This is a genomic window from Kosakonia oryzendophytica (assembly GCF_900094925.1).
Classification (GTDB): Bacteria; Pseudomonadota; Gammaproteobacteria; order Enterobacterales; family Enterobacteriaceae; genus Kosakonia; species Kosakonia oryzendophytica.
The window spans coordinates 182,910-203,405 of record NZ_FMAY01000003.1 but is presented as its reverse complement, the minus strand read 5'-3'; the positions used below and the strand labels follow the sequence as shown (position 1 = coordinate 203,405).

Here is a 20,496-nt window from a genome sequence, read left to right as displayed (position 1 = left end):
CTCGCTCAGGGATTGTTTTTAAGTATCTTAAAAGAAAGATGAGATATTTCACTAAGAAAAGATATGCGTTTTTTTTCTGAGTAATCGAGGATCAACATGCTGGAATAGCCATCTATTAACGCATTTATCTGTCTGGCTGCTATAGCGACATCTTTCGTAAGAAATTCGCCATTATTCACGCCAAAGCGGATGATTTCCTCAAGGATAGTGATCCACTGAAGAGACTGATTATGCACTAAATTAGCGTAGTCGGCATCACGTGCAGCCATTGGCCAGAGCTCAAGATAGAGCAACCAGTGTGCTGAAGGCGCATCAGGTAACAGATTCTGGATATAATGATGGACTTTGTCGGTCGCAGTCATATTTTCCTGGGCGCTCAAAGAATCATGGCATTCCTGTATATCGGTATCCAACATATATTGAATAGCCGCTTTTTTCAGCGTTTCCCAGTCCCGATAATAATGGTAGATATGGCTTCTGGAAATATTAAGCTTTTGCGTTAAATCACGGGTTGAGACGTTGCTGACCCCTTTTTCTCTGAAGAGCTGCAGAGCGGCTATCTTTATCAACTCGGAGAAATTTGCCGTTTTCAACCTTTCGCCTTCTTAATACATGAAAGATTTAATCATAACATAGCTTCATATCTCTGCCCACCTGGCGACGGCCTCCCGCCCAGGTCGACAAATCAGCCCGGTTATTGGAGCATATCAGATGATTTTCGCAAAAATGCACAGGATAAACAGGAAGGGAAATGCGTAACTTTTTAATGGTATTAGCGTTATCAATCTCTACGGCATCTTATGCAGCCAGCCTGCAATCGGGGATTTACGAAGGGCTGCAACTTGCGGTTTCCCCGACGGGGGATGTCACGGGTTACTATTCTGAAACCCTGGGGCAAGGTGTCACCCGTAACTGCTCTTTTGCGCTGGCGGGAAAAGTGAACGCAGTGCAGGAAGCGGATATCCGCAGCTGGTCATCAGACGTACTGCCGGGGCATATTGCGGCAACGAAGAACGGCGTCGTGTTGCGTATTCCGCAGGGGCAAAGTCATGACGGCTGCATCAATGTGATGGTGCCGCTGATTGATGAAGGGCTGGAATTGGAACGCACACGCCAGACCCGCTGGTTGTCGATGGCGGAAGTCAGCGGTGAGCGGGTCTATTTAAGCAACTCACCGGATGTTGCAACGCGGCGCAAAGCGTGGCTGGTCAAAGGCGACGTGGTCGGCGTGGTCAAAAACCAGTCTGGCTGGACGCAGATCGAGTTTGTTAGCGAAAGCGGCAAAACCACCGCTGGCTGGGTAGAAAGCAGCAAAATCAAACCCTTAACACCGCCCGCAGCATGATCGTCACACCATGCTCCTTTTTACCAGCGTGTGGTGCTGATTCAGTGTTCTCCACAGAGGTTTGAGCCGCAGCAGTGCGTGCTCAAGCTCTGCCGAATCCAGCGAGAAAGGCATCCGCAAATAGCGCTCAAACGCACCGGGCAGGCCAAAGCGCGTGCCTGGACCGAGATGGATGCCAATACCCTCTGCCCGGGCGGCAAACAGTGTCGACAGCCTGTCGGGGAGTTCTACCCAGAACGAGAGCCCGCCATCCGGCGTCTGAAAATGCCAGTCGGGAAAGTGCGTCTGCATCAATGCAGCGCAACGATCGCGACGTGTTTTGAGCATCTCCCGACGTGCCGGTAAGAAGGTACGCGCGTTCTCCATTAACCACTGCGTCGCCAGTTGTTCCAGCAGCGGTGACCCCAGTTCCAGGGTATCGCGAGTCTGGGCAAGGGTCGCAATGGTGCGTGATGAGGCGCGGATCCAGCCCAAACGCAGTCCTCCCCAGAAACTTTTACCCGCTGAACCAAGCGTAATGACCGTTCCTTGCGGATCGAATGCCGCCAGCGGTGGTGGCGGTGACGCGTTATACCAGAGGTCCACCATCGTTTCATCCACCACCAGTGTGGTGCGGGTACGTGCGGCAATGGCTGCGATCTCCGCGCGCGTGGCGCTGTCCATGCAACGCCCGGTAGGGTTATGAAAATCAGGCATCAGGTATGCCAACCGCGGCGCGGTCTGCGCCAGCGTGGCGGCAAAGCCGTCGGTGTCCCAGCCGATTTGTGGGAGCGATACGCCAACCGGCCTGCAGGATGCCCCCTGAATTGCGGCAATAGCCAACGGGTAGGTGGGATGATCGACCACCACGCGATCGCCAGGCCCGGTGAGCATCCGTAGCACCAGCGCCAGCCCACTGAGTGCGCCATTAACGATCATCACTTCATCAGCCTGTGTGGGTAAGCCGCGTTCGCTATAGCGCGCGGCAATCGCTTCACGCAGCGACAGCAGGCCGAGCTGACCGTATCCCGTTTGTGACAACCACGGCGTCATAGCGGTCAGCGCATGGGTATAGGCTTGGTGAATTTCCGGGCCAGCGCTGAGGGCGGCGGTGGAGAGATCCAGCGCCATTCCCGCAGTGCTGAGTGTCGGAACGCTGCGATTGTCCGGCAGGATCACGCGTGAACCGCTGCCATGGCGGCTTTCCAGATAACCTTCATCACGCAGGTGCGCCAGCGCACTGGCAATGGTGGTGCGGCTAACATCCAGGGTTAATGCCAGTTCCCGCTCTCCCGGCAGGCGAGTATCCAGCGCCAGTCTGCCATCGAGGATCAGCAAGCGCAGGGCATCGGCAAGCTGACGCCAGAGCGGTGTGCGTGAGGGGGCTTGCTGCCAGCGTCCCAACAGGCGCTGTAGCGATTGACTTCCCAATCGGCGGGATGACATATGCAGTCCACTATTTGAAAACTGGACATTAATCATAATGCCATTTCCGGTAAAGATAAAAGCCAGAACAGCCGGAGAACAATGATGCTACGTCGATTACTGCAACTTTATATTGGTTTAAGCTTATACGGTCTTTCCACCGCCATGTTCGTGCGCGCAGATTTGGGCGCCGATCCGTGGAACGTGTTTCACCTTGGGGTAGCGAAGCTACTCACGATGGATATTGGCACGGTGATGATCGTTACCGGCGCGCTGGTGCTGCTCTTCTGGATCCCGATTCGCCAGCGGCCTGGGCTCGGAACCATCAGCAACGTAATTGTGATTGGTCTGGCGGCGGATGCCGCGCTATCGCTGATGCCTACGCTGGAGACATTACCCGCTCGCGGTGTGCTGCTTGTGTTTGCGGTGATCGTAAACGCCCTCGCCACCGGGATGTATATTGGCGCGGGATTTGGCGCAGGGCCGCGCGATGGATTGATGACTGGGATCCACGCCCGCACGGGCTGGTCGGTACGCAGCGTACGCACAGCTATTGAAGTGTCGGTGTTACTGATTGGCTGGTTACTGGGCGGTACGGTTGGCGTCGGCACAGTGCTGTACGCACTGGCGATCGGCCCGTTGATCCAGATTTGTCTGCCGTGGTTTCGCCACAAACCCCAGCAAAAACCTGCATCACCAGCGGAAGTTGTGAGCTAACGGAGGAAGTGGCATGTCGCGTTATCTTCCGTCCATACCCTAAATTTTGTAGTCAGCCTACGGGTTTACTTTACAAAAGGGATGGGGGATTCTGGGGCGAGATAAGCATGTTCTTAGTCCCCATTAAAAGGAACGCGAGCAGCAGCAACAACTTAACCCGTCCATGCAAACGCTATATTGCACGATGCCGACAACCACATACTGCAATAACATTGGCTGGCAGACCGTTTGTAAGACCGATTAAGCCGGCGTACCTTTCATAAAGGAGCAATGGTGTATGGCAACCCCCAGGCTTGAAACAGCACGACTGATCCTTGAACCCCTGGCATCGGAAGATGCCGCGCAAATCCAGCGCATCTTTCCCCGTTGGGAAATCGTCCGGTACCTGATTGCCAGTGTACCCTGGCCCTATCCGGATGATGCCGCACAACAGTATGTTGATAATGTGGCGCTGGCGTCGAGCAGAGAGGGAAAAGGCTGGTACTGGACGCTACGGCGCAAAGCTTCACCGCAGACGTTGATGGGGGTTATCTGTCTTATGGATATTCCGGACAACAACCGCGGCTTCTGGTTGGCGCCGGAGTGGCAGGGGCAAGGATATATGATGGAAGCCTGCCGGGCGGTGACTGATTTCTGGTTCAACGTCCTGGATCGTGATGTCCTGCGCGCGCCTAAAGCCGCAATCAATACCCGTTCACGGCACATCTCCGAGCGTAGTGGTATGCGGCTGGTCCGTCTGCAAAAGGGCGACTATGTGGCGGGGGAACTGGAGACCGAGTTGTGGGAAATCACCCGTGAGGAATGGCGTAATATGCATCGCTGAAACTTGTCAGCCGTGATGGCTGGGGGGTTTATTTCCGCTTTTCGGGGATTTATTTATTCGCTTTGCGTTTGCCTGTCATTTTAGTGAAATATTACCTTCATTTTATTGTCATAAAAATAAGGCAGAATTGTTGTGGGAATTTTTTAAGTTGTTATAAATTTGAAATATATTTCTGGATCACTTTCATAAGTTCGTGTATTAATTAGCGTGCTTATTCACACAGAAGGGATAATCATGACCAGTGCCGTATTGAATGTAAAAATTGATGAAGCGCTAAAAGAAAAACTCCGCCATTACGCGGAAGTGAATAGTGAAAATCTCAGCACGGCGACAGAGAAACTGCTGCTGGTGGCATTTCAGGCAGTGGAAGAGGCGGGAGTATCGGAAGAAGATGTTGATAATCAGCATACTGAAGAAGAAAATACCGCTCCGTTAAATCCCAAAGAAATCAAAGCACTACGCAAACTTCTGAAGAAGAAAAAATGACCCAACAACTGCTCGAAACGGCCAGCAACTATAGTGAAGCCTGCGAGATGTTGCGCTCCGGCTTTGTAAAACAAGTTCGCCTGGACTGGAATATCGGAAGCGATGAGTTCTTTCGCATTGCATCTGACTGGTGTGACGCTGGCGCGAAAATAAAAAAAGAGGGAAACAGTTTTATTATTTCCATTAAGGGATTCCCTATTCCACGTCAGCAGTAATCTTTTTGTCATGAAATCGTCACTAAATTTGCATTCAAAAATGTGAGCATGGTCCGACAATAACAATACATAACCATCTCAAAACACATTAAGGACGATGTTTACGGCGGGCCGATTATGGCTCGTCGCTATTTCTTTTTGTCGATTTCGCCACTATTTCCTCCTGTAATGTATTCACCCTGACCGCTCTCACAGGCGCTATCCGGTAAAACGGGTATACTGGCGCAAATTGTTTGCAGCCAGGAAGCATCATGAAAACTATCACCCTTTACGATGTCGCGAGTTTAGCGGGAGTCTCTTATCAGACCGTTTCCCGTGTGATCAACGATGCTGCGCATGTCTCTGCGCGAACCCGTGAGAAGGTGCTGGCGGCCATGGCGGAGCTGCATTACGTTCCTAATCGTGGCGCACAGCAACTGGCTGGCAAACGCAGTAAAACGTTGGGATTGCTGACGACCGATTTGGCGTTGCATGCTCCTTCGCAAATCGCGTCTGCCGTTAAATCCCGCGCCGGGCAGGCCTCCGCCAGCGTGATTATCTCCATGCTTGAACAGCACGACGCCGCCAGTTGCGTGGCAGCATTGCAAGAGTTACTGGCGCAGCGCGTGGAAGGGGTGCTGATCAATGTGCCGTTGGATGATGCATTGGCGCAACAACTGGCGGCACAGGTGCATCCCACGCCCGTGCTGTTCCTCGATGTGGGTGAGACGGCGGGGGTTAATAGTCTGGTGTTCGATGCCAGGCAGGGTGCGCGTCTTGGCGTTGAGCATCTCTTGGCGCTAGGGCATCGCCGTATTGCACTGTTGGGTGGGCCGGAAACCTCGGTCTCCGCGCGGGCGCGTTTTACCGGTTGGGTAGACGCGCTGGCAGACGCGAACCTGACCCCGTGCGCCAGTGCTTGTGGCGACTGGAGCGCGGCGTCCGGCTATGAAAAAGCGCATGGTCTGCTCAGCGGCGCTGCGCAGCCCCCGCAGGCCATTCTGGTCGCGAACGATCAGATGGCCCTTGGTGTGATGCGCGCCTGTGCAGAAAAAGGAATCGCTGTAACCGGGCAGATTTCGGTGGTGGGGTACGATGACACCGCCGACAGCGCGTGGTTTTCTCCGCCGCTAACCACCGTACGGCAGGCGTTTAAAGAGGCAGGTGAGCGGAGCGTTGACTGGCTGCTTAACGCTTCTGAGCAGGACGCAGTAAGCCAGATCTGTTTGCCCGTGACGCTGATTGAACGTTTGTCCACCGCACCGGCGCAAACGCAGGAGGTCAGCGGTGAAGCGCTGGCCCGGCGCTTACATGAGCTGGCGCAACTGGCGGTACTTTTGGATCGTCGCTAACGCTTATGTGATCGCATTCGCTTTCGGCGGATCCATGGCTTTACCTGGGGTGAAAAGTGCGTCATTGTAATCTAAATTGTGAGCGCTTCGCAAAATGAGGTTTCTATGTCTGCTTCCGCATTACGTACGTTGATTTCCCGCCGTGACTGGGAAAACCCGGTCATCACCCACTGGCATCGTTTACCGGCCCATGCCCCAATGCGTAGCTGGCGCGATGAGCAGGCGGCGAGAGATAATGCGCCATCGTCTGCGCACCGTTTGCTGAATGGTGAATGGTACTTCCGCTTTTTCCCCGCGCCGGAGGCGGTGCCGGAGCGCTGGATAACGGAAGAGTACGACGATGCGGTGGCCATGCCGGTTCCGTCTAACTGGCAGATGCAGGGATTTGACACGCCGATCTATACCAACGTGACCTACCCGATTCCGGTTAACCCGCCCTTTGTGCCGCAGCAAAACCCGACTGGTTGTTACTCGCTCACATTTGAGATGACAGCGCAGGCGTTGGCGCAGGGACAAACGCGTATTGTGTTTGACGGTGTTAACTCGGCTTTTTATCTCTGGTGCAATGGTCAGTGGATCGGTTACTCCCAGGATAGCCGCTTACCAGCGGAGTTCGATCTCAGCGATGTTCTGCATGTCGGGCAGAACCGGCTGGCGGTAATGGTGCTGCGCTGGTGTGACGGCAGTTACCTGGAAGACCAGGATATGTGGCGTATGAGCGGTATCTTCCGTGATGTTTCGCTCCAGCATAAACCGGCGACGCACATTGCGGATTTCCACCACACCACCGAGCTGAATGCAGAGTTTACGCACGGGCAGGTAAAGGTGGATCTCCGGCTCGCAGGAGAATATAGCGCGTGTCAGGTTGCCGTTGCGCTGTGGCATGGTGAAGAGAAAATCGCCCAGGCGCAGCAAGCACCCGGCAGTGCCATTGTCGATGAACGCGGTGCATGGGCAGAGCGCCTCAGCGTGTCGCTGCCCGTCTCCGATCCGCTGCTGTGGAGCGCGGAAACGCCGCACCTTTACCGCCTGACGCTAACGCTGCTTGATGGACTGGGGAATGTACTGGAAGTTGAAGCCTGCAATGTGGGCTTTCGCAAAGTGGAAATCAGCAACGGTTTGCTGAAACTTAACGGTAAACCGCTGCTAATCCGTGGGGTTAACCGCCACGAGCACCATCCGGAAAACGGCCAGGCTATCGATGAAGCGACGATGCGCCGCGATATTGAGCTGATGAAACAGCACAACTTCAATGCGGTGCGCTGCTCTCACTATCCAAATCATCCTCTGTGGTACAGTTTGTGTGATGAGTACGGTCTATATGTGGTGGACGAAGCAAATATTGAAACCCACGGTATGACCCCAATGAGTCGCTTGTCGGACGATCCGCAATGGTTGCCGGCCATGAGCGAGCGCGTTACGCGTATGGTGCTGCGCGATCGCAACCATCCGTCGATCATTATCTGGTCGCTGGGTAATGAATCCGGTCACGGTGCCAGTCATGATGCGCTGTACCGCTGGCTGAAAACCACCGATCCCACCCGCCCGGTGCAGTATGAAGGCGGCGGGGCGAATACCGCCGCGACCGATATCATTTGCCCTATGTATGCTCGCGTCGATGAAGATCAGCCGTTCCCGGCGGTGCCGAAATGGTCAATTAAGAAATGGATCGGCCTGCCGGATGAAACGCGGCCACTGATTTTATGCGAATACGCCCATGCCATGGGCAACAGCTTCGGCGGCTTCGCCAAATACTGGCAGGCATTTCGTGAAACCCCGCGTTTGCAGGGCGGCTTCGTCTGGGACTGGGTTGATCAGGCTCTGACAAAAACCGATACCAACGGGCAATCATTCTGGGCCTACGGCGGCGATTTTGGCGATACGCCGAACGACCGCCAGTTCTGTATGAACGGATTGGTCTTTCCCGATCGGACGCCGCACCCGGCGCTATACGAGGCGCAGCGCGCGCAACAATTTTTCCAGTTCCGACTGCTCAACACCACGCCGTTAGTCATTGAAGTGGAAAGTGAATACCTGTTCCGCACGACCGATAACGAGTATCTCCGCTGGGCTGTTGTCCGTGATGGTCTGGTACTGGCTCAGGGTGAGATCACGCTGGCGATCGCCCCACAGGGCAAACAGCAGATCGCGCTGACCATTCCCGAGCTGGAAAGTGCGCCGGGCGAAGTATGGCTGAATGTCGACGTGTACCAGAAAGCGGCAACGCCGTGGTCGGATGCCGAGCATCACTGTGCCTGGGATCAGTGGCGTTTGCCGTCGCCGCTCTTTATTGCGCCGCGTAAGACGGTTTCTTCCCGCCCAATGCTTGTTGTGAGTGAAGAAGAGTATGTGATTCATCATCGTAACCAGCGCTGGCAGTTTTGCCGCCGTAGTGGCGACCTGATCCAGTGGTGGCGAGATGAGCAACCCACACTGCTTACACCGCTGAGGGATAGTTTTGCCCGCGCGCCGCTGGATAATGACATCGGCATCAGCGAGGTGACGCGTATCGATCCCAACGCCTGGGTTGAACGCTGGAAAGCGGCGGGTATGTATGATTTGCGCGCTGAATTGCTGGCTTGCGAGGTTGAAGAGCACGCTGCTGATATCGTCGTCACGACCACGCACTGTTGGTCAGGAGCCGGTAAAACCGGGTTTGTCAGCCATAAGCGCTGGCGTATTGATGGCGAAGGTGTTTTACACGGTGAGGTAGACGTACAGGTGGCGACCGATATCCCGCCGCCAGCGCGTATCGGGCTGGTCTGTCAGTTATCCGAGGTGCAGGCGTCGGTTAGCTGGTTGGGACTGGGACCTCACGAAAATTACCCTGACCGTAAACTGGCGGCGCGCCAGGGGCGATGGACGCTGCCGCTTGCCGCGTTGCACACGCCGTATATTTTCCCGGGCGAAAATGGTCTGCGTTGCGAAACCCGCGAGCTGCATTACGGTGCGCATCATCTGAACGGGGATTTCCATTTCTCCCTTGGCCGCTACAGCGACAAGCAGTTGCGTGAAACGACACATCACCATTTGTTGCGCGAAGAAGCGGGCTGTTGGCTGCATCTGGATGCGTTCCACATGGGTGTTGGCGGTGATGATTCATGGAGCCCGAGCGTGTCGCCGGAGTTTATTCTACGTAGTGAGAGAGTGCGTTACGCCTTTTGCTGGCGGCAGGACTAAACTTATCGGGCCTGATGCGGCAGGACCCTCCTGCCGTGCAGTCACTTCGGGGGCTGACGCATGAAGTATGTCGATGGTTTTGTGGTTGCGGTTCCGGCGGACAGAAAAGACGCGTACCGCCAACTGGCAGCGAAGGCGGCACCGTTATTTAAGGAGTTTGGTGCCACGCGTATTGTGGAGTGTTGGGCGGAAGATGTGCCTGCCGGGAATATCACTGATTTTCGCATGGCGGTAAAAGCGGAAGACCACGAAGAGGTGGTCTTCAGTTGGATCGAATACCCGTCAAAAGCCGTGCGCGATGCGGCAAACCAGAAAATCATGACCGATCCCAGAATGCGTGAACTGGGTGAGGAGATGCCATTTGATGGTAAGCGTATGATCTACGGCGGCTTTGTCCCCATTCTTGATGAGTGAGCTGGCCCTCAGGACACTTTGGTGAACAGCGCTTTGCGTTCCATCACCTCACCATCGGTACGGAATACGCCCCCGCCCACATAATGCAGCGTTTGTGGCCATTGGGGCTGGGGGTTAACCCGTGCGGCGACCACTTCAAAAATGAAAAAATTATAGTTATCCACCATGGCGTCATCGTAGAGGCGGCATTCAAACTGGCCGTAACACTCGCCAATGGACGGCGCGCTGACCTTTTCGCTCTGTTCTGCCGTCAGGCCAAATTCGGCAAACTTATCGACTTCATCGCCGGTGCAATTACCGATACGGGCTACGGTGTCGATCATCTGCGCATCCGGAAGGTTTATCACACATTCGCCGCTCTGTCGGATGCGCTCAAAGCTGGCGTTGCCCGCCGAAATCATGCAGCCGACTAACGACGGTGAGAACTCCAGAATCGTGTGCCAACCTAAAGTCATTATATTGTTTCGCCCTTGCCAGTGGCTGCTTAAGAGCACCACCGGGCCGGGTTCCAGCCAGTGCCGGACATCATGCAGCGGCCAGGATTGCTTTTTCATCATGCTTCCTCCGCGTGTTTAACCACTGTTAACAGTAGCAAACTCAGCAGGACAGCAGATTATTTTCCGCCCAGTGGATAAATTCTTCGGTCGGTAGCGCTTTGCTGTACAACCATCCCTGACCATATTCCACGCCATACTCCGTGAGCCACTGCAACTGGCCTTCGGTTTCAATCCCTTCGGCGACCATCGCCAGCCTCAACGCTTTTGCCATCTCGATGATATGCGGTGCCACGGTTTTGTACTCCAGCGCATCCACAAAGGACTTGTCGATTTTGATGATATCGACATCCAGGTTTTGCAGATAGCTGAGGCTCGAGTAGCCGGTGCCAAAATCATCAATGTAAATGGCGTGTCCCGCCTGGCGTAATCGCTGTATCGCCGGGTTGCTCACGGCCGGGTCAGCAAAGCCGCGTTCGGTCAGTTCAAACGCCACCTGGGCCGGGGAAAGTTGCCACCGTTCGAGCTGGTGCGCCAGCAGTGCCGGAAGGGCAGGATCCAGCAAATCGGAGGGTTCGAGATTTATCGAGACATGCTGTTGGGGGTGTTGCTGCAACCAGCGCCCCAGATTGTTAAACACCGTTTCGATAATCAGTTGTGTGAGTTGCGGCATCAAACCGCTGCTGACTGCCAGCGGGATGAAGATATCCGGCGCGAGCAGATTTCCGTCCTGTTGTCGCCAGCGCGCCAGGGCTTCTGCGCCAACGATTCGCCCGCTGTTCAGCGCGACAATCGGTTGATAAACCATGCTGATTTCACGGCTGCGGATGGCATCCTGCAACTGATATTTTGGCGATTGCAATCGGCGCAGTATCCGCAGCAATAGCAGCGCAATCAGCATGCTCATCAGTAAACCAAAGGGCAGCCAGATCACCAGCAACCGATGCCAGTTTTGCGCCAGCGGAGCAAGCGATGCCCAGGTGACAATCGCCAGTCCCATATCCGCATCTCGCAGTATGGCGTAAGCCGATCCATCGACTTGCATTTTCTTTGGTCCATCCGGGGTGATTTGCGTCAGTACTTGCGGATCCAGCGTTGAACTGCCTGCGATGATCTGGTGCGTTTTCGTGCTGATCAACGCCACATTCACCGGCCAGGAGCCAAAAGAGAGCACGTCAATAAACGACAGCGGGTCGGTCATCACTACATAATGGTCGGTGCCAATGGCAATCATATATTGCGACAAACCCAAATCGTTATGACGCGTAAGCCAGGCGCGAAAGCCGTCGTCGGTGATTTTTTCTGGCTGCGGAAACGGCGGAACGTGGCTGTCTATCTCCATCGATGAGCACTCGGGTTGCAGCCCGTTCATGAAGATGACTTCCCGTACATAGCGCCAGGACCAGGAGATGCGACGCATCGCCAGCAGATGCGCTGGGGTGCAGCGCTCGCCCTTGTAGCTTTCCAGCTGCCGGAGCGCGTCCTTACTCTGATTGACGACGCGCTGGGTGCGCATATCTGCCAGTTCTGAGTAAGTGTCCAGCTCATTCATAAACGTTTCTTCAGCCTGACGGTGCGTGAACCAGATGCTCAGCGCCACAGGCAGAAAAAAGGCGAGCACCAGCACGCCTGTAATAAGACTCACCAATCGTCGGTTCGTCATCACCAAAAATCCCTCTTTGATACTGATAAACGTAGAGTATCTTTAACTTGCTGATGTTATAACACGCCGCAGTGATTGTTTTCTTTCAGGATCGGATGGATGAAGAAAAAAGATTTCGTGACGCAGGATTTGCTAAGCAAAATTTATCAAATCAGCGAACCAGGACCGCGCAAATTGCCTCCGGAAAGACAACTGGCGCAGGAGTATGGCGTATCGCGTTTTACCATCCGTCAGGCGATGGAAAAACTGGCCAGTATCGGTGTTGTCCGCATCGTGCAGGGGTCCGGTATCTGGATAAACGAGAAGGCGCGCAATAACCCGATGGTGTACAACTCGATCACCGAAAAGCGTTTTGATCAAATCCGATTCCGCATGATTAGCCTGCATAAAAAACGTCCGAGCCGCGATGAACAACAAATCTTTGGTCTGACTGAAGAGAGCTTTATCTGGCAGTTTTGCCGCCTGCGTTTTGTGGATGACGTGGCGGTGCAAATTGAAATATCCAGCATGCCGGTACGGGATTTCACCGATCTGAATCAGCAAGTGATTGAGCGCTCGCTACAGCAGTATGTGCTCAGTAAGGGCTATCGCATTTCTCACCTGCTGACCACGTACCGCGCGGTAAGCGTGAGCCGTGAACAGGCGGCGCTATTAGGGTGTAAGAAAGGCAGCCCGGCGATGCACATCAATAACCGCGGTATTCTTGAAGGCGGGCAGGTGTACGAAATCAGCGACATTATCGATATCAACTACACCTGCACGTACGTTATTCCTCATAACCGTGAAAATCTGACCTTCCGCCAGGGCGGTGGGGAACGCTAGGGCGTGTGGATCGCGCCATCGGCGATCCGGCTTTGCGTCCACTCATGCGGACGATAACAGCCCGGAAATGCGCGTGCGCGTTCTTCATTAAAGCCCACGCCGATACCCGCTGTTTCCGTGGCGTAAACAAAGCCATCTTTTACCACTGGCGCGCCGGGGAAAACGTCGTCGGTGCTGGCAGAGCGGGGGATAAACTCCTGAATTGCCGCATTATGCAGATGAATATTGAGATGTGTATTCACCGCCACGCCAATGGGTGTCATATCGCCCGGACCATGCCACGCCAGGCGTACGCCGAAGGCCTGGCAAAGGATGGCCAGTTTAACGGCTGGGGTGATGCCGCCAATCTGTGAAATATGGCAGCGGATAAAATCGATGCGGCGATTCACAATCAGATCGTGCCACTCAGCCGGGTTATTAAAGAGCTCCCCCATCGCCAGCGGTACAGTGCTGTGCTGGCGCACCTGATCCAGCCATGCGCTTTGCGCGGGAGGCAAAATATCTTCAATAAAATAGGGTTGCCAGGGCTCCAGTTGCTTCGCCAGTTGCACCGCTTGCTGTGGGAACAGCCGTTCATGAACATCGTGCAGAATGTGCAGGTGATAGCCATATTTTTCGCGCAGCGCTTTAAACATGGCGACGGTGTTGGTCATATATTCCTGCTGATCGTAATACGCGCCGGAGGCCGGGTTTTCCGGTGTATGCATTTTCGCAGGCGTACCGCCGTAAAAACCGAGCTGGCAGCGGATATGGCGATAACCTTGTGAGATCAGCGTATCCACCGAAGCAAACAATGCCTCCAGCGTTTCGCCGCTGGCATGACTATAAGCAGCGATGGCATCGCGGGATTTTCCCCCCAGCAATTGATAGAGCGGCATACCCGCCAGTTGGCCTTTGATATCCCATAACGCCATATCCACGCCGGAGATGGCGTTATTCATGATGGGGCCATTACGCCAGTAAGCGTTGACGTTCATCATTTGCCACAGGTCTTCAATGTGGTTGGCGTCACGTCCGATAAGCAACGGCTTCAGGTACTCATCAACCAACGTTTTGACCGCCAGCGGGCGCTGCTGGAAGGTTGCACAGCCGTGCCCCGTCACGCCTTTATCGGTTGTGACCCGTACCGTTACCAGATTATGGCGGTCGGGACGCGTAATAAAACATTCGATATTTTCAATAAGCGTTGGCGTCACGGGATCTCCTTTATTGCGTGAAATAAGCGACTGAACACTATTATCTTCGCCCTAATTTTGCGGAAAGGTAAACCACTTTGTGGAATAAATTTTTTGGTCTGTTATTTATTCTTTTATTAATTAAAAACCGTACCAATTATGGTTATTGAACGTTTTTATTGCCTTATGTATGGTTAATTGTGATGGGGTTCATATTTTATTGGTTTGTTTTGCGATGTGGCTTTCTCTACCCTTTAGAGCAATGACTAAAACGACAACATTCCGGCAGGAGTTTTTATGGGGACGCAAGAAGCCATCAGCAATATTATTCGCCTGGTTGGCGGTCGAGATAATATCAACAACGTCTGGCACTGCATGACGCGGTTACGCTTTGACTTGATTGACGATGACAAAGTGGACCAGGGCGAAATCAAAAAACTGCCAGGCGTGCTGGGTGCGCAGTTGCAAAGCGACCAGTTCCAGATAGTGATTGGCCCCAAAGTGAACAGTTGGTACGAACAACTGCTCGCCATGCTGGGGAAAGCGCCGGAGCATGCGGCAGGGCAGGGGAAAGCCCGTAAAAGCCTGGTGTCGATGTTCATGGATACTGTTTCCGGCGTGTTCGGGCCGATTGTGCCCGCGATTGCCGGTGCCGGGATGATCAAAGGCCTGCTTGCCGGATTGATTGCGCTGAAAGTGGTTTCGGCGAAGAGCGATACGGTGGTGATCATCGATTTGATCGCCAGCGGCGTTTTCTATTTTCTGCCCTTTTTCCTGGCCGTATCGGCAGCGAAGATCTTCAAAACCAACGAGTATCTGGCCGCGGCGATTGCCGCTTGCCTGATGTACCCGTCGTTGATTGATGCCGCGAAAGCGCTGGCGGCGCATCAGGACGGCGCAATAAGCGCGTTCTGGTTGCTGAGCGCCGTTCCGGTGTCGGTGTTTAACTATTCGGCCAGCGTGATCCCAGTGATCTTTTCCATACTGGCGCTCAGTTATATTCATCGCTGGGTCGATAGCATCATGCCGGATGTGCTGAAAACGGTCTTTACGCCCACCCTAACGCTGTTTCTCGGTGCGCTGGCTGCGCTGGTAGTGATTGGTCCGATTGGCATTTACCTGGGCAAAGGGCTGGCGCTGTTTATCGAAGGGCTGTTTGGTGTCTCCGCCAGTTTTGCCGGGTTAATTGTTGGGGCGATCCGCCCGGTGGCGATCCTCACCGGCATGCACCATGCAATGACACCGATTGCGCTGCAAAATTTTAGCGAACGCGGCTACGACATGCTGATGCCGATGATGTTTATGGCCAATATGGCGATTGCTGGTGCAACGTTTGCTATCTGGCGCTTGAGCAAAAACCGCCAGGATAAAACAATTACGCTATCAGCAGCCATCTCTGCTCTGTTGGGGATCACCGAGCCGGCGCTGTTTGGCGTACTGACGCGCTACAAAAAAGCGTTTATCGCCGCCACTGTCGCCAGCTCGCTCGCCTCTGCGTTTATTGCTTTCTTTGGCGTGCGGTTGTATGGCTATATTTTGTCGAGCATTTTCAGCCTGCCCGCCTACATTGGACCCTATTTTATCTTTGCCGTTTCCGGGGTGGCGATAGCGCTGGTGCTGTCGTTTATCCTTACCACCCTGCTGGTGGGCAAAGAGACGCAGGTCTAAGTTACCGTCGGTGCGCCAGTCGGCGCACCAGGCGCTCTCCGGTCATTTGCACCCCCTGCACCATGGCAACCAGTATGATCACCGTTCCGGCCATCACCTGATCGTTAAACCGCTGATAGCCATAGCGAATCGCCAGATCGCCCAGACCGCCGCCGCCAATGACCCCAGCCATCGAGGTAAAGCCGATCAGCATCACCACGGTTAAGGTGATTGCCGCCAGCAATGTCGGCAAGGCTTCTGGCAATAATGCTTTGCCGATCACATGCCAGATATTGCCACCCATCGACAGAATGGCTTCTATCCGCCCGTAATCGACTTCATCCAGCGCGCTTTCTGTCAGGCGGGCAAAAAAGGGAAACGCGCCAATGGTCACTGGAACCACCGCCGCGGTGCTGCCAAGCGTGGTGCCGATCAGCAAACGAGTGAAAGGGATCAAGGCAATCAGCAGTACGATAAACGGCAACGAACGACCAATATTGATCAGCGCACCCAGGATGGCATTCACTTTTGGCATGGGTGCCAGGCCATTGCTGCGGGAAATAAACAACAGAACGCCGACCGGCAGACCGATCAGGATGGTGAAAAACGCCGCCAGACCAACCATATAGAGGGTTTCCAGCGTACCGTTGACCAGTAATGGCCAGAGATCTTCCCAGTTCATGCGACCACGCATAATGGCCTCCCGTCGAAACCATGGCGGGCGAGGAAATCCCGCTCGGCCTGAGGATCATGCAATAACGCCTGACGCAGACGCGACCAGGGGGCGATCAGCAAATCGGCGATCCGCCCGCTTTCAACCACTTCGCCGTTTTCCAGCAATGCGGCGTGATCGCAAAGGGTTTTCACCACCTCCAGCTCATGGGTGATCAGCACAATGGTCAGTTTTAACTGTTGGTTGATATCGGCAAGCAGTTGCAACACTGAGGCGGTAGTTTCCGGATCTAACGCACTGGTGGCTTCGTCGCACAACAGGACATCCGGTCTGGCGGCCAGCGCTCTGGCAATGCCAACGCGCTGCTTCTGGCCCCCGGAGAGCTGAGAAGGAAAAGCCTGTGCTTTTTCGCTCAGACCGACGAGATAAAGCAACTCGTCAACGCGAGCCTGGCGCAACACCTTCGGTACGCCAGCGATTTCCAGCGGCACGGCGACGTTATCGGCTACCGTGCGTGAATGCAGTAAATTGAAGTGCTGGAAAATCATGCCGGTACGCAGACGGTGCTCTCGCAGCCCGGCTTTATCCAGTTGCGTAATGTCGCTGCCATTGACAATAATGCGGCCCGTCGTGGGCCGCTCCAGCAGATTCAGACAGCGGATCAGCGTGCTTTTACCCGCGCCGCTGCGCCCGAGGATGCCGTAAATCGCCCCTTTCGGCACGCTTAACGACACATCTTTTAACGCCGGTCGGCCAGCTCCGGCGTAGATTTTACTCAGCCCTTCAATCTCAATCATGACTGCGGCGCGACCGGGATGACCGAGCCGTTGTACTGTTTACGGATAAACTCCGCCACCTGCGGCGAGGTCAGATCTTTCGCCAACTCCTTGATGCGTGGATCGTTCGCCAGTTGCGGGTTGGTGACCAGAATATTGGCATACGGGTTGTGGCTGGCGCTTTCCAGTCCCAGCGCATCTTTCGACGGCGTTAAACCTGCTTCCAGCGCATAGTTGCCGTTGATCACTGCCAGGTCCACATCATCCAGCGAACGCGGGATTTGCGGTGATTCCACCTCAAGGATCTTCAGGTGTTTCGGGTTTTCGGCAATGTCTTTCGGGGTTGCCAGCGTAGTGGCCGGATCGGTAAATTTCGCCGCCAGTTTAATCAGTCCCTGGCTTTGCAGCAGGAACAGCGCACGGCTTAAGTTGGTGGCGTTGTTGGGAACGGCGACAGTGGCGTTATTTGGCACGGATTTAAAATCTTTGTATTTATGCGAATAGATGCCGAGCGGTTCAATATGCACCGTGGCAGCGACGGCAAAGGTTTTACCCAGTGCTTTTTCCTGATCTTTCAGATAGGGCACATGCTGGAAATAGTTGGCGTCGACATCGCCATTTGCCAGCAGCTCGTTGGCGTTGGCGCCGCTGGTCAGTTCCACCACTTTCAGATCCAGCTTCGGATCAATCTTTTTGATGTAGTTAAGAATTTCGGCATGCGGAACCGGATCGGCAGCGACACGCAACGCGTCGGCCTGCGCGGAAGTCCATACCAGTGAAAGAGACAGTGCTACCCCTGCCAGAGTAAAAGCGGCATGTTTCATGATGTGTGTTCCTGTGTTGTTATGGTCAGACGATCAATTGTTCTGTGCGTTCGCGCAGCACATCGCGGTAATAACGTTCTGCAACATCCGGATGGGATCGCAGGCGTCCCTTGAGGTAATTCCACCCCACATCGCGCAACAGTGGATTGTGCGGATCGCTCTCCGGACCGTGGGCTTCCTGTGCCAGGATGGGCGGCAGGGTGTAAACCGGCACGACGGCATCCAGTTGCGCGCCGAGGAAGAACGCAATGGAGAGGCGCTGCTGATTGGCTGGAGGAGAAACAACCCGATGCACCGTGGCGCGCAAATAGCCGTTGGTCGCCAGTTCCAGCAACTCACCAATATTCACCACAAAGCTGCCGGGCAGCGGCGCGGCATCGATCCAACGACCTGGTGCTACTTCGACCTGTAACCCTTTCTGTTGATCCTGCAACAGAAAGCTCAGGAAACCGGAGTCTTTATGGGCGCCCACACCTTGTGCGCTTTGCGTCTCTTGCTGGCCGGGATAGCGAATCAGCTTGATATGCTCATTGGGTTTGTCGCCATACAGTGCGTCAAACGCTGTCGCGGGCAGTTGCAGGGCTTCGGCAAAAGCGCGTAATAAACGGATCGCCATCGTGGTCATGGCACGTTGCCAGTTGAGCAGCGCTGGTTTTAATGTTGGCAGCGCTTGCGGCCACAGGTTGGGGCCTTGCAGGCGTCGCCAGCCGGGATCATCATCGCTAAGCAATAATGCCGGGCGTTCTGCGCCAATATCGAATTGTTCGCGCCAGTCAGGTTGCCCACGGGTCAGTTCAGACGCGGCACGGTTGTAGCCGCGAAAATGGGGTGAGTGGATCATCGCCACCTGCTGTTTTTGCTCATCAGGGAGGGCGAAAAAACGTTGAGCTTCACGCTGGACAGCGTGCTGGAGTGCGTCGTCGACGCCGTGATTAATCAGGTAGAAGAAGCCAATATCGCGCGCGGCGTGGCGCAGGTCGGTAAGAAACGCGTCGCGTTCAGCGCCGTGGTAGCGGGCAAGATCGAGGATCGGTAATGTCGTTGCGTTCATTGTGTTCTCCGAAGGCAATAGATAACGGTTTTGTGTGCAATTTCAGGGTTCGGGGACAACAACAGCGCATTTTTCATTCCTCACAGTGGGTAATGTTCACAGCTTGCCTGATGGCAACGTATTCAACCAATAACGTTCTTTTCTAATTTATGACCAGGCAGGATCATGTGCTTTTGCAAAAAACGCATAACGCGGATCGCTTGAAATGCGAAATTAAGTTGGGTAGACTTTTGTTATGTTATAACAAAACAAATGAGCCCATAATGAGACCTGATATCCATCCCCACTACCGGACGGTGGTGTTCCACGACACCAGCGCAAATGAATACTTCAAAGTCGGATCCACCATCAGGACGGACCGTGAGATCGAACTCGACGGGGTCACTTACCCGTATGTGACCATTGACGTGTCATCCGCTTCGCATCCGTATTACACCGGCAAACAGAAAGTGATTGCGAACGAAGGCAGCGCGGCACGTTTCCAGCAGCGTTATGGCCGTTTTTTCACGGATAAAAAGGAATAAACCATGCAGGTGCTGAACTCGTTGCGGAGCGCAAAACAACGCCACCCTGACTGCCAAATCGTCAAGCGCAAGGGGCGTTTATATGTGATTTGTAAATCCAATCCGCGTTTTAAAGCGGTGCAGGGCAAAAAGAAAAAACGTTAAGCGCGCAATGACGCCAGGGGGAAACGTTGCTTGCCATCGGCGGTGAAGTTGTCGACGGCAAGCCAGCGTTGCAACGCCTGATCAACCTGTGGCCATTCACTGTCTATTATTGAAAACCAGTCAGTGTCGCGGTTATGGCCTTTCGTGACCAGAGCCTGGCGAAAACGACCTTCAAACTGAAAACCGAGCCGGAGCGCTGCCTAGCGTGATGGCTCATTCAGACTATTACATTTCCACTCATAGCGACGATACCCCAGCGTATCGAAGGCGTAGCGCATCAGTAGCCACTGCGCTTCGGTTGACGCAGGAGTGCGTGACAGCAGCGGAGAAAAATGCACGCTGCCTACTTCCATCACACCGTTTTTCTCATCAATACGCATCAGTGACAAGCTGCCCACCGGCGAGTCCGTTCGCTTATCGATAACGGCAAAATGCAGCGGATCGCGCAGTTCACAGACACTGGTTACCCACGCACGAAACGAAGCTTCATCTTTATCCGCTTCACGCAACAGCCACGTCCAGCTACGTTCATCTTCTGCCTGTTGATGCGCCTGAAACAGGGCGCTGGCATGCCGGGGGGCAAGCGGTTCAAGGCGACAATAACGTCCCTCCAGCACAATGCGCTGAGGGAAAGGGCGGGGTTGCCAGTTGGGTAATGCACTGCCGATGGGTTGTTGATAGTGATTTAACGGACTCATGGTGCCTCCTTTTCGCTGAAGGGGCAGCGTAGCGCCGTGCTGGTTCCATAAAAAGAACCATGAGGATATAGTTTTATGGGGCCACGAAGA

Annotated in this window: 21 protein-coding genes and 1 pseudogene; 12 read left to right on the top strand and 10 right to left on the bottom strand. The window is 54.3% G+C overall.

The genetic code is table 11. The annotated features are described in order from the left end of the window. Nucleotides 1-5: 5 nt before the first annotated feature. Entirely contained in the window at nucleotides 6-593 is a 588-nt protein-coding gene (locus GA0061071_RS07050) for a TetR/AcrR family transcriptional regulator (protein WP_061497144.1), read from the bottom strand. A gap of 158 nt (nucleotides 594-751) precedes the next feature. Here GA0061071_RS07050 and GA0061071_RS07045 point away from each other — a divergent pair, with 158 nt between their 5' ends. Further along, nucleotides 752-1,345, top strand: coding sequence for a hypothetical protein (locus GA0061071_RS07045; protein ID WP_088236757.1), 594 nt, complete (start codon nucleotides 752-754; stop codon nucleotides 1,343-1,345). 3 nt (nucleotides 1,346-1,348) lie between these two features. On the opposite strand, the gene yczR is transcribed toward GA0061071_RS07045, so the two are convergent. Continuing rightward, on the bottom strand, nucleotides 1,349-2,770 hold the full coding sequence (gene yczR, locus GA0061071_RS07040) for a MocR-like transcription factor YczR (protein ID WP_061500124.1): 1,422 nt from the start codon (nucleotides 2,768-2,770) through the stop codon (nucleotides 1,349-1,351). An 84-nt stretch (nucleotides 2,771-2,854) separates the two neighbouring features. On the opposite strand from yczR, the gene yczE reads away from it, so the two are divergent. The 7 genes from yczE (at nucleotide 2,855) to GA0061071_RS07005 (ending at nucleotide 9,915) form a co-directional block, all read left to right on the top strand. After that, nucleotides 2,855-3,466, top strand: coding sequence for a membrane protein YczE (gene yczE, locus GA0061071_RS07035; RefSeq protein WP_061497140.1), 612 nt, complete (start codon nucleotides 2,855-2,857; stop codon nucleotides 3,464-3,466). A gap of 277 nt (nucleotides 3,467-3,743) precedes the next feature. Continuing rightward, nucleotides 3,744-4,289 carry a GNAT family N-acetyltransferase gene (locus tag GA0061071_RS07030; RefSeq protein ID WP_061497137.1) on the top strand — a complete coding sequence of 182 codons (546 nt, stop codon included), beginning with the start codon at nucleotides 3,744-3,746 and terminating at the stop codon, nucleotides 4,287-4,289. Nucleotides 4,290-4,523: 234 nt separating this feature from the next. Next, on the top strand, nucleotides 4,524-4,775 hold the full coding sequence (locus GA0061071_RS07025; protein WP_061497135.1) for a hypothetical protein: 252 nt from the start codon (nucleotides 4,524-4,526) through the stop codon (nucleotides 4,773-4,775). After that, complete coding sequence (locus tag GA0061071_RS07020) at nucleotides 4,772-4,990, top strand: hypothetical protein (RefSeq protein WP_061497133.1); 219 nt, start codon at nucleotides 4,772-4,774, stop codon at nucleotides 4,988-4,990. Before GA0061071_RS07025 ends, GA0061071_RS07020 begins: the two co-directional genes overlap by 4 nt. A 251-nt stretch (nucleotides 4,991-5,241) precedes the next feature. Beyond that, nucleotides 5,242-6,321 (top strand): LacI family DNA-binding transcriptional regulator, encoded by a 1,080-nt coding sequence (locus GA0061071_RS07015; protein WP_088236756.1) that lies wholly within the window; start codon nucleotides 5,242-5,244, stop codon nucleotides 6,319-6,321. A 105-nt stretch (nucleotides 6,322-6,426) separates the two neighbouring features. Further along, nucleotides 6,427-9,501 (top strand): beta-galactosidase, encoded by a 3,075-nt coding sequence (locus GA0061071_RS07010; RefSeq protein ID WP_088236755.1) that lies wholly within the window; start codon nucleotides 6,427-6,429, stop codon nucleotides 9,499-9,501. Between the two features lie 60 nt (nucleotides 9,502-9,561). Further along, nucleotides 9,562-9,915, top strand: a complete 354-nt coding sequence (locus GA0061071_RS07005; RefSeq protein ID WP_061497127.1) for a DUF1428 domain-containing protein — start codon at nucleotides 9,562-9,564, stop codon at nucleotides 9,913-9,915. A gap of 8 nt (nucleotides 9,916-9,923) precedes the next feature. Here GA0061071_RS07005 and GA0061071_RS07000 read toward each other — a convergent pair whose 3' ends face one another. After that, nucleotides 9,924-10,469: a flavin reductase family protein gene (locus tag GA0061071_RS07000; RefSeq protein WP_082794182.1), complete on the bottom strand. Its 546-nt coding sequence runs from the start codon at nucleotides 10,467-10,469 to the stop codon at nucleotides 9,924-9,926. Nucleotides 10,470-10,512: 43 nt separating this feature from the next. Next, the gene (locus GA0061071_RS06995) at nucleotides 10,513-12,072 is read right to left on the bottom strand and encodes an EAL domain-containing protein (RefSeq protein WP_061497123.1); all 1,560 of its coding nucleotides are present in this window, start codon (nucleotides 12,070-12,072) and stop codon (nucleotides 10,513-10,515) included. 99 nt (nucleotides 12,073-12,171) lie between these two features. Between GA0061071_RS06995 and GA0061071_RS06990 the strand changes: the two genes are divergently transcribed. Continuing rightward, nucleotides 12,172-12,894 (top strand): GntR family transcriptional regulator, encoded by a 723-nt coding sequence (locus GA0061071_RS06990; protein ID WP_061497121.1) that lies wholly within the window; start codon nucleotides 12,172-12,174, stop codon nucleotides 12,892-12,894. On the opposite strand, the gene GA0061071_RS06985 is transcribed toward GA0061071_RS06990, so the two are convergent. Next, a complete protein-coding gene (locus tag GA0061071_RS06985; RefSeq protein ID WP_061497119.1) occupies nucleotides 12,891-14,090 on the bottom strand; it encodes an enolase C-terminal domain-like protein in 1,200 nt (399 codons plus the stop codon). The two genes, GA0061071_RS06990 and GA0061071_RS06985, sit on opposite strands and share 4 nt — an antisense overlap. Before the next feature lie 276 nt (nucleotides 14,091-14,366). On the opposite strand from GA0061071_RS06985, the gene GA0061071_RS06980 reads away from it, so the two are divergent. Beyond that, complete coding sequence (locus tag GA0061071_RS06980; protein WP_088236754.1) at nucleotides 14,367-15,737, top strand: PTS transporter subunit EIIC; 1,371 nt, start codon at nucleotides 14,367-14,369, stop codon at nucleotides 15,735-15,737. A 1-nt stretch (nucleotide 15,738) separates the two neighbouring features. On the opposite strand, the gene GA0061071_RS06975 is transcribed toward GA0061071_RS06980, so the two are convergent. The 4 genes from GA0061071_RS06975 to GA0061071_RS06960 are packed head-to-tail and all read right to left on the bottom strand — an operon-like array spanning nucleotide 15,739 to nucleotide 19,040. Next, on the bottom strand, nucleotides 15,739-16,398 hold the full coding sequence (locus tag GA0061071_RS06975) for a methionine ABC transporter permease (protein ID WP_167352633.1): 660 nt from the start codon (nucleotides 16,396-16,398) through the stop codon (nucleotides 15,739-15,741). Further along, nucleotides 16,395-17,186 (bottom strand): methionine ABC transporter ATP-binding protein, encoded by a 792-nt coding sequence (locus tag GA0061071_RS06970; RefSeq protein WP_082794181.1) that lies wholly within the window; start codon nucleotides 17,184-17,186, stop codon nucleotides 16,395-16,397. The genes GA0061071_RS06975 and GA0061071_RS06970 overlap by 4 nt, the downstream gene beginning before the upstream one ends. Continuing rightward, nucleotides 17,183-17,989, bottom strand: a complete 807-nt coding sequence (locus GA0061071_RS06965; protein ID WP_061497113.1) for a MetQ/NlpA family ABC transporter substrate-binding protein — start codon at nucleotides 17,987-17,989, stop codon at nucleotides 17,183-17,185. The genes GA0061071_RS06970 and GA0061071_RS06965 overlap by 4 nt, the downstream gene beginning before the upstream one ends. Before the next feature lie 25 nt (nucleotides 17,990-18,014). Then, a complete protein-coding gene (locus GA0061071_RS06960) occupies nucleotides 18,015-19,040 on the bottom strand; it encodes an isopenicillin N synthase family dioxygenase (protein WP_061497111.1) in 1,026 nt (341 codons plus the stop codon). 263 nt (nucleotides 19,041-19,303) lie between these two features. Here GA0061071_RS06960 and GA0061071_RS06955 point away from each other — a divergent pair, with 263 nt between their 5' ends. Then, entirely contained in the window at nucleotides 19,304-19,564 is a 261-nt protein-coding gene (locus GA0061071_RS06955) for a type B 50S ribosomal protein L31 (protein WP_061497109.1), read from the top strand. A gap of 3 nt (nucleotides 19,565-19,567) precedes the next feature. Continuing rightward, a complete protein-coding gene (gene ykgO / locus GA0061071_RS06950; RefSeq protein ID WP_088236752.1) occupies nucleotides 19,568-19,708 on the top strand; it encodes a type B 50S ribosomal protein L36 in 141 nt (46 codons plus the stop codon). Here ykgO and GA0061071_RS06945 read toward each other — a convergent pair. Further along, a pseudogene (locus GA0061071_RS06945) lies at nucleotides 19,705-20,406 on the bottom strand (GNAT family N-acetyltransferase). The gene ykgO and the pseudogene GA0061071_RS06945 sit on opposite strands and share 4 nt — an antisense overlap. Nucleotides 20,407-20,496 lie beyond the last annotated feature (90 nt).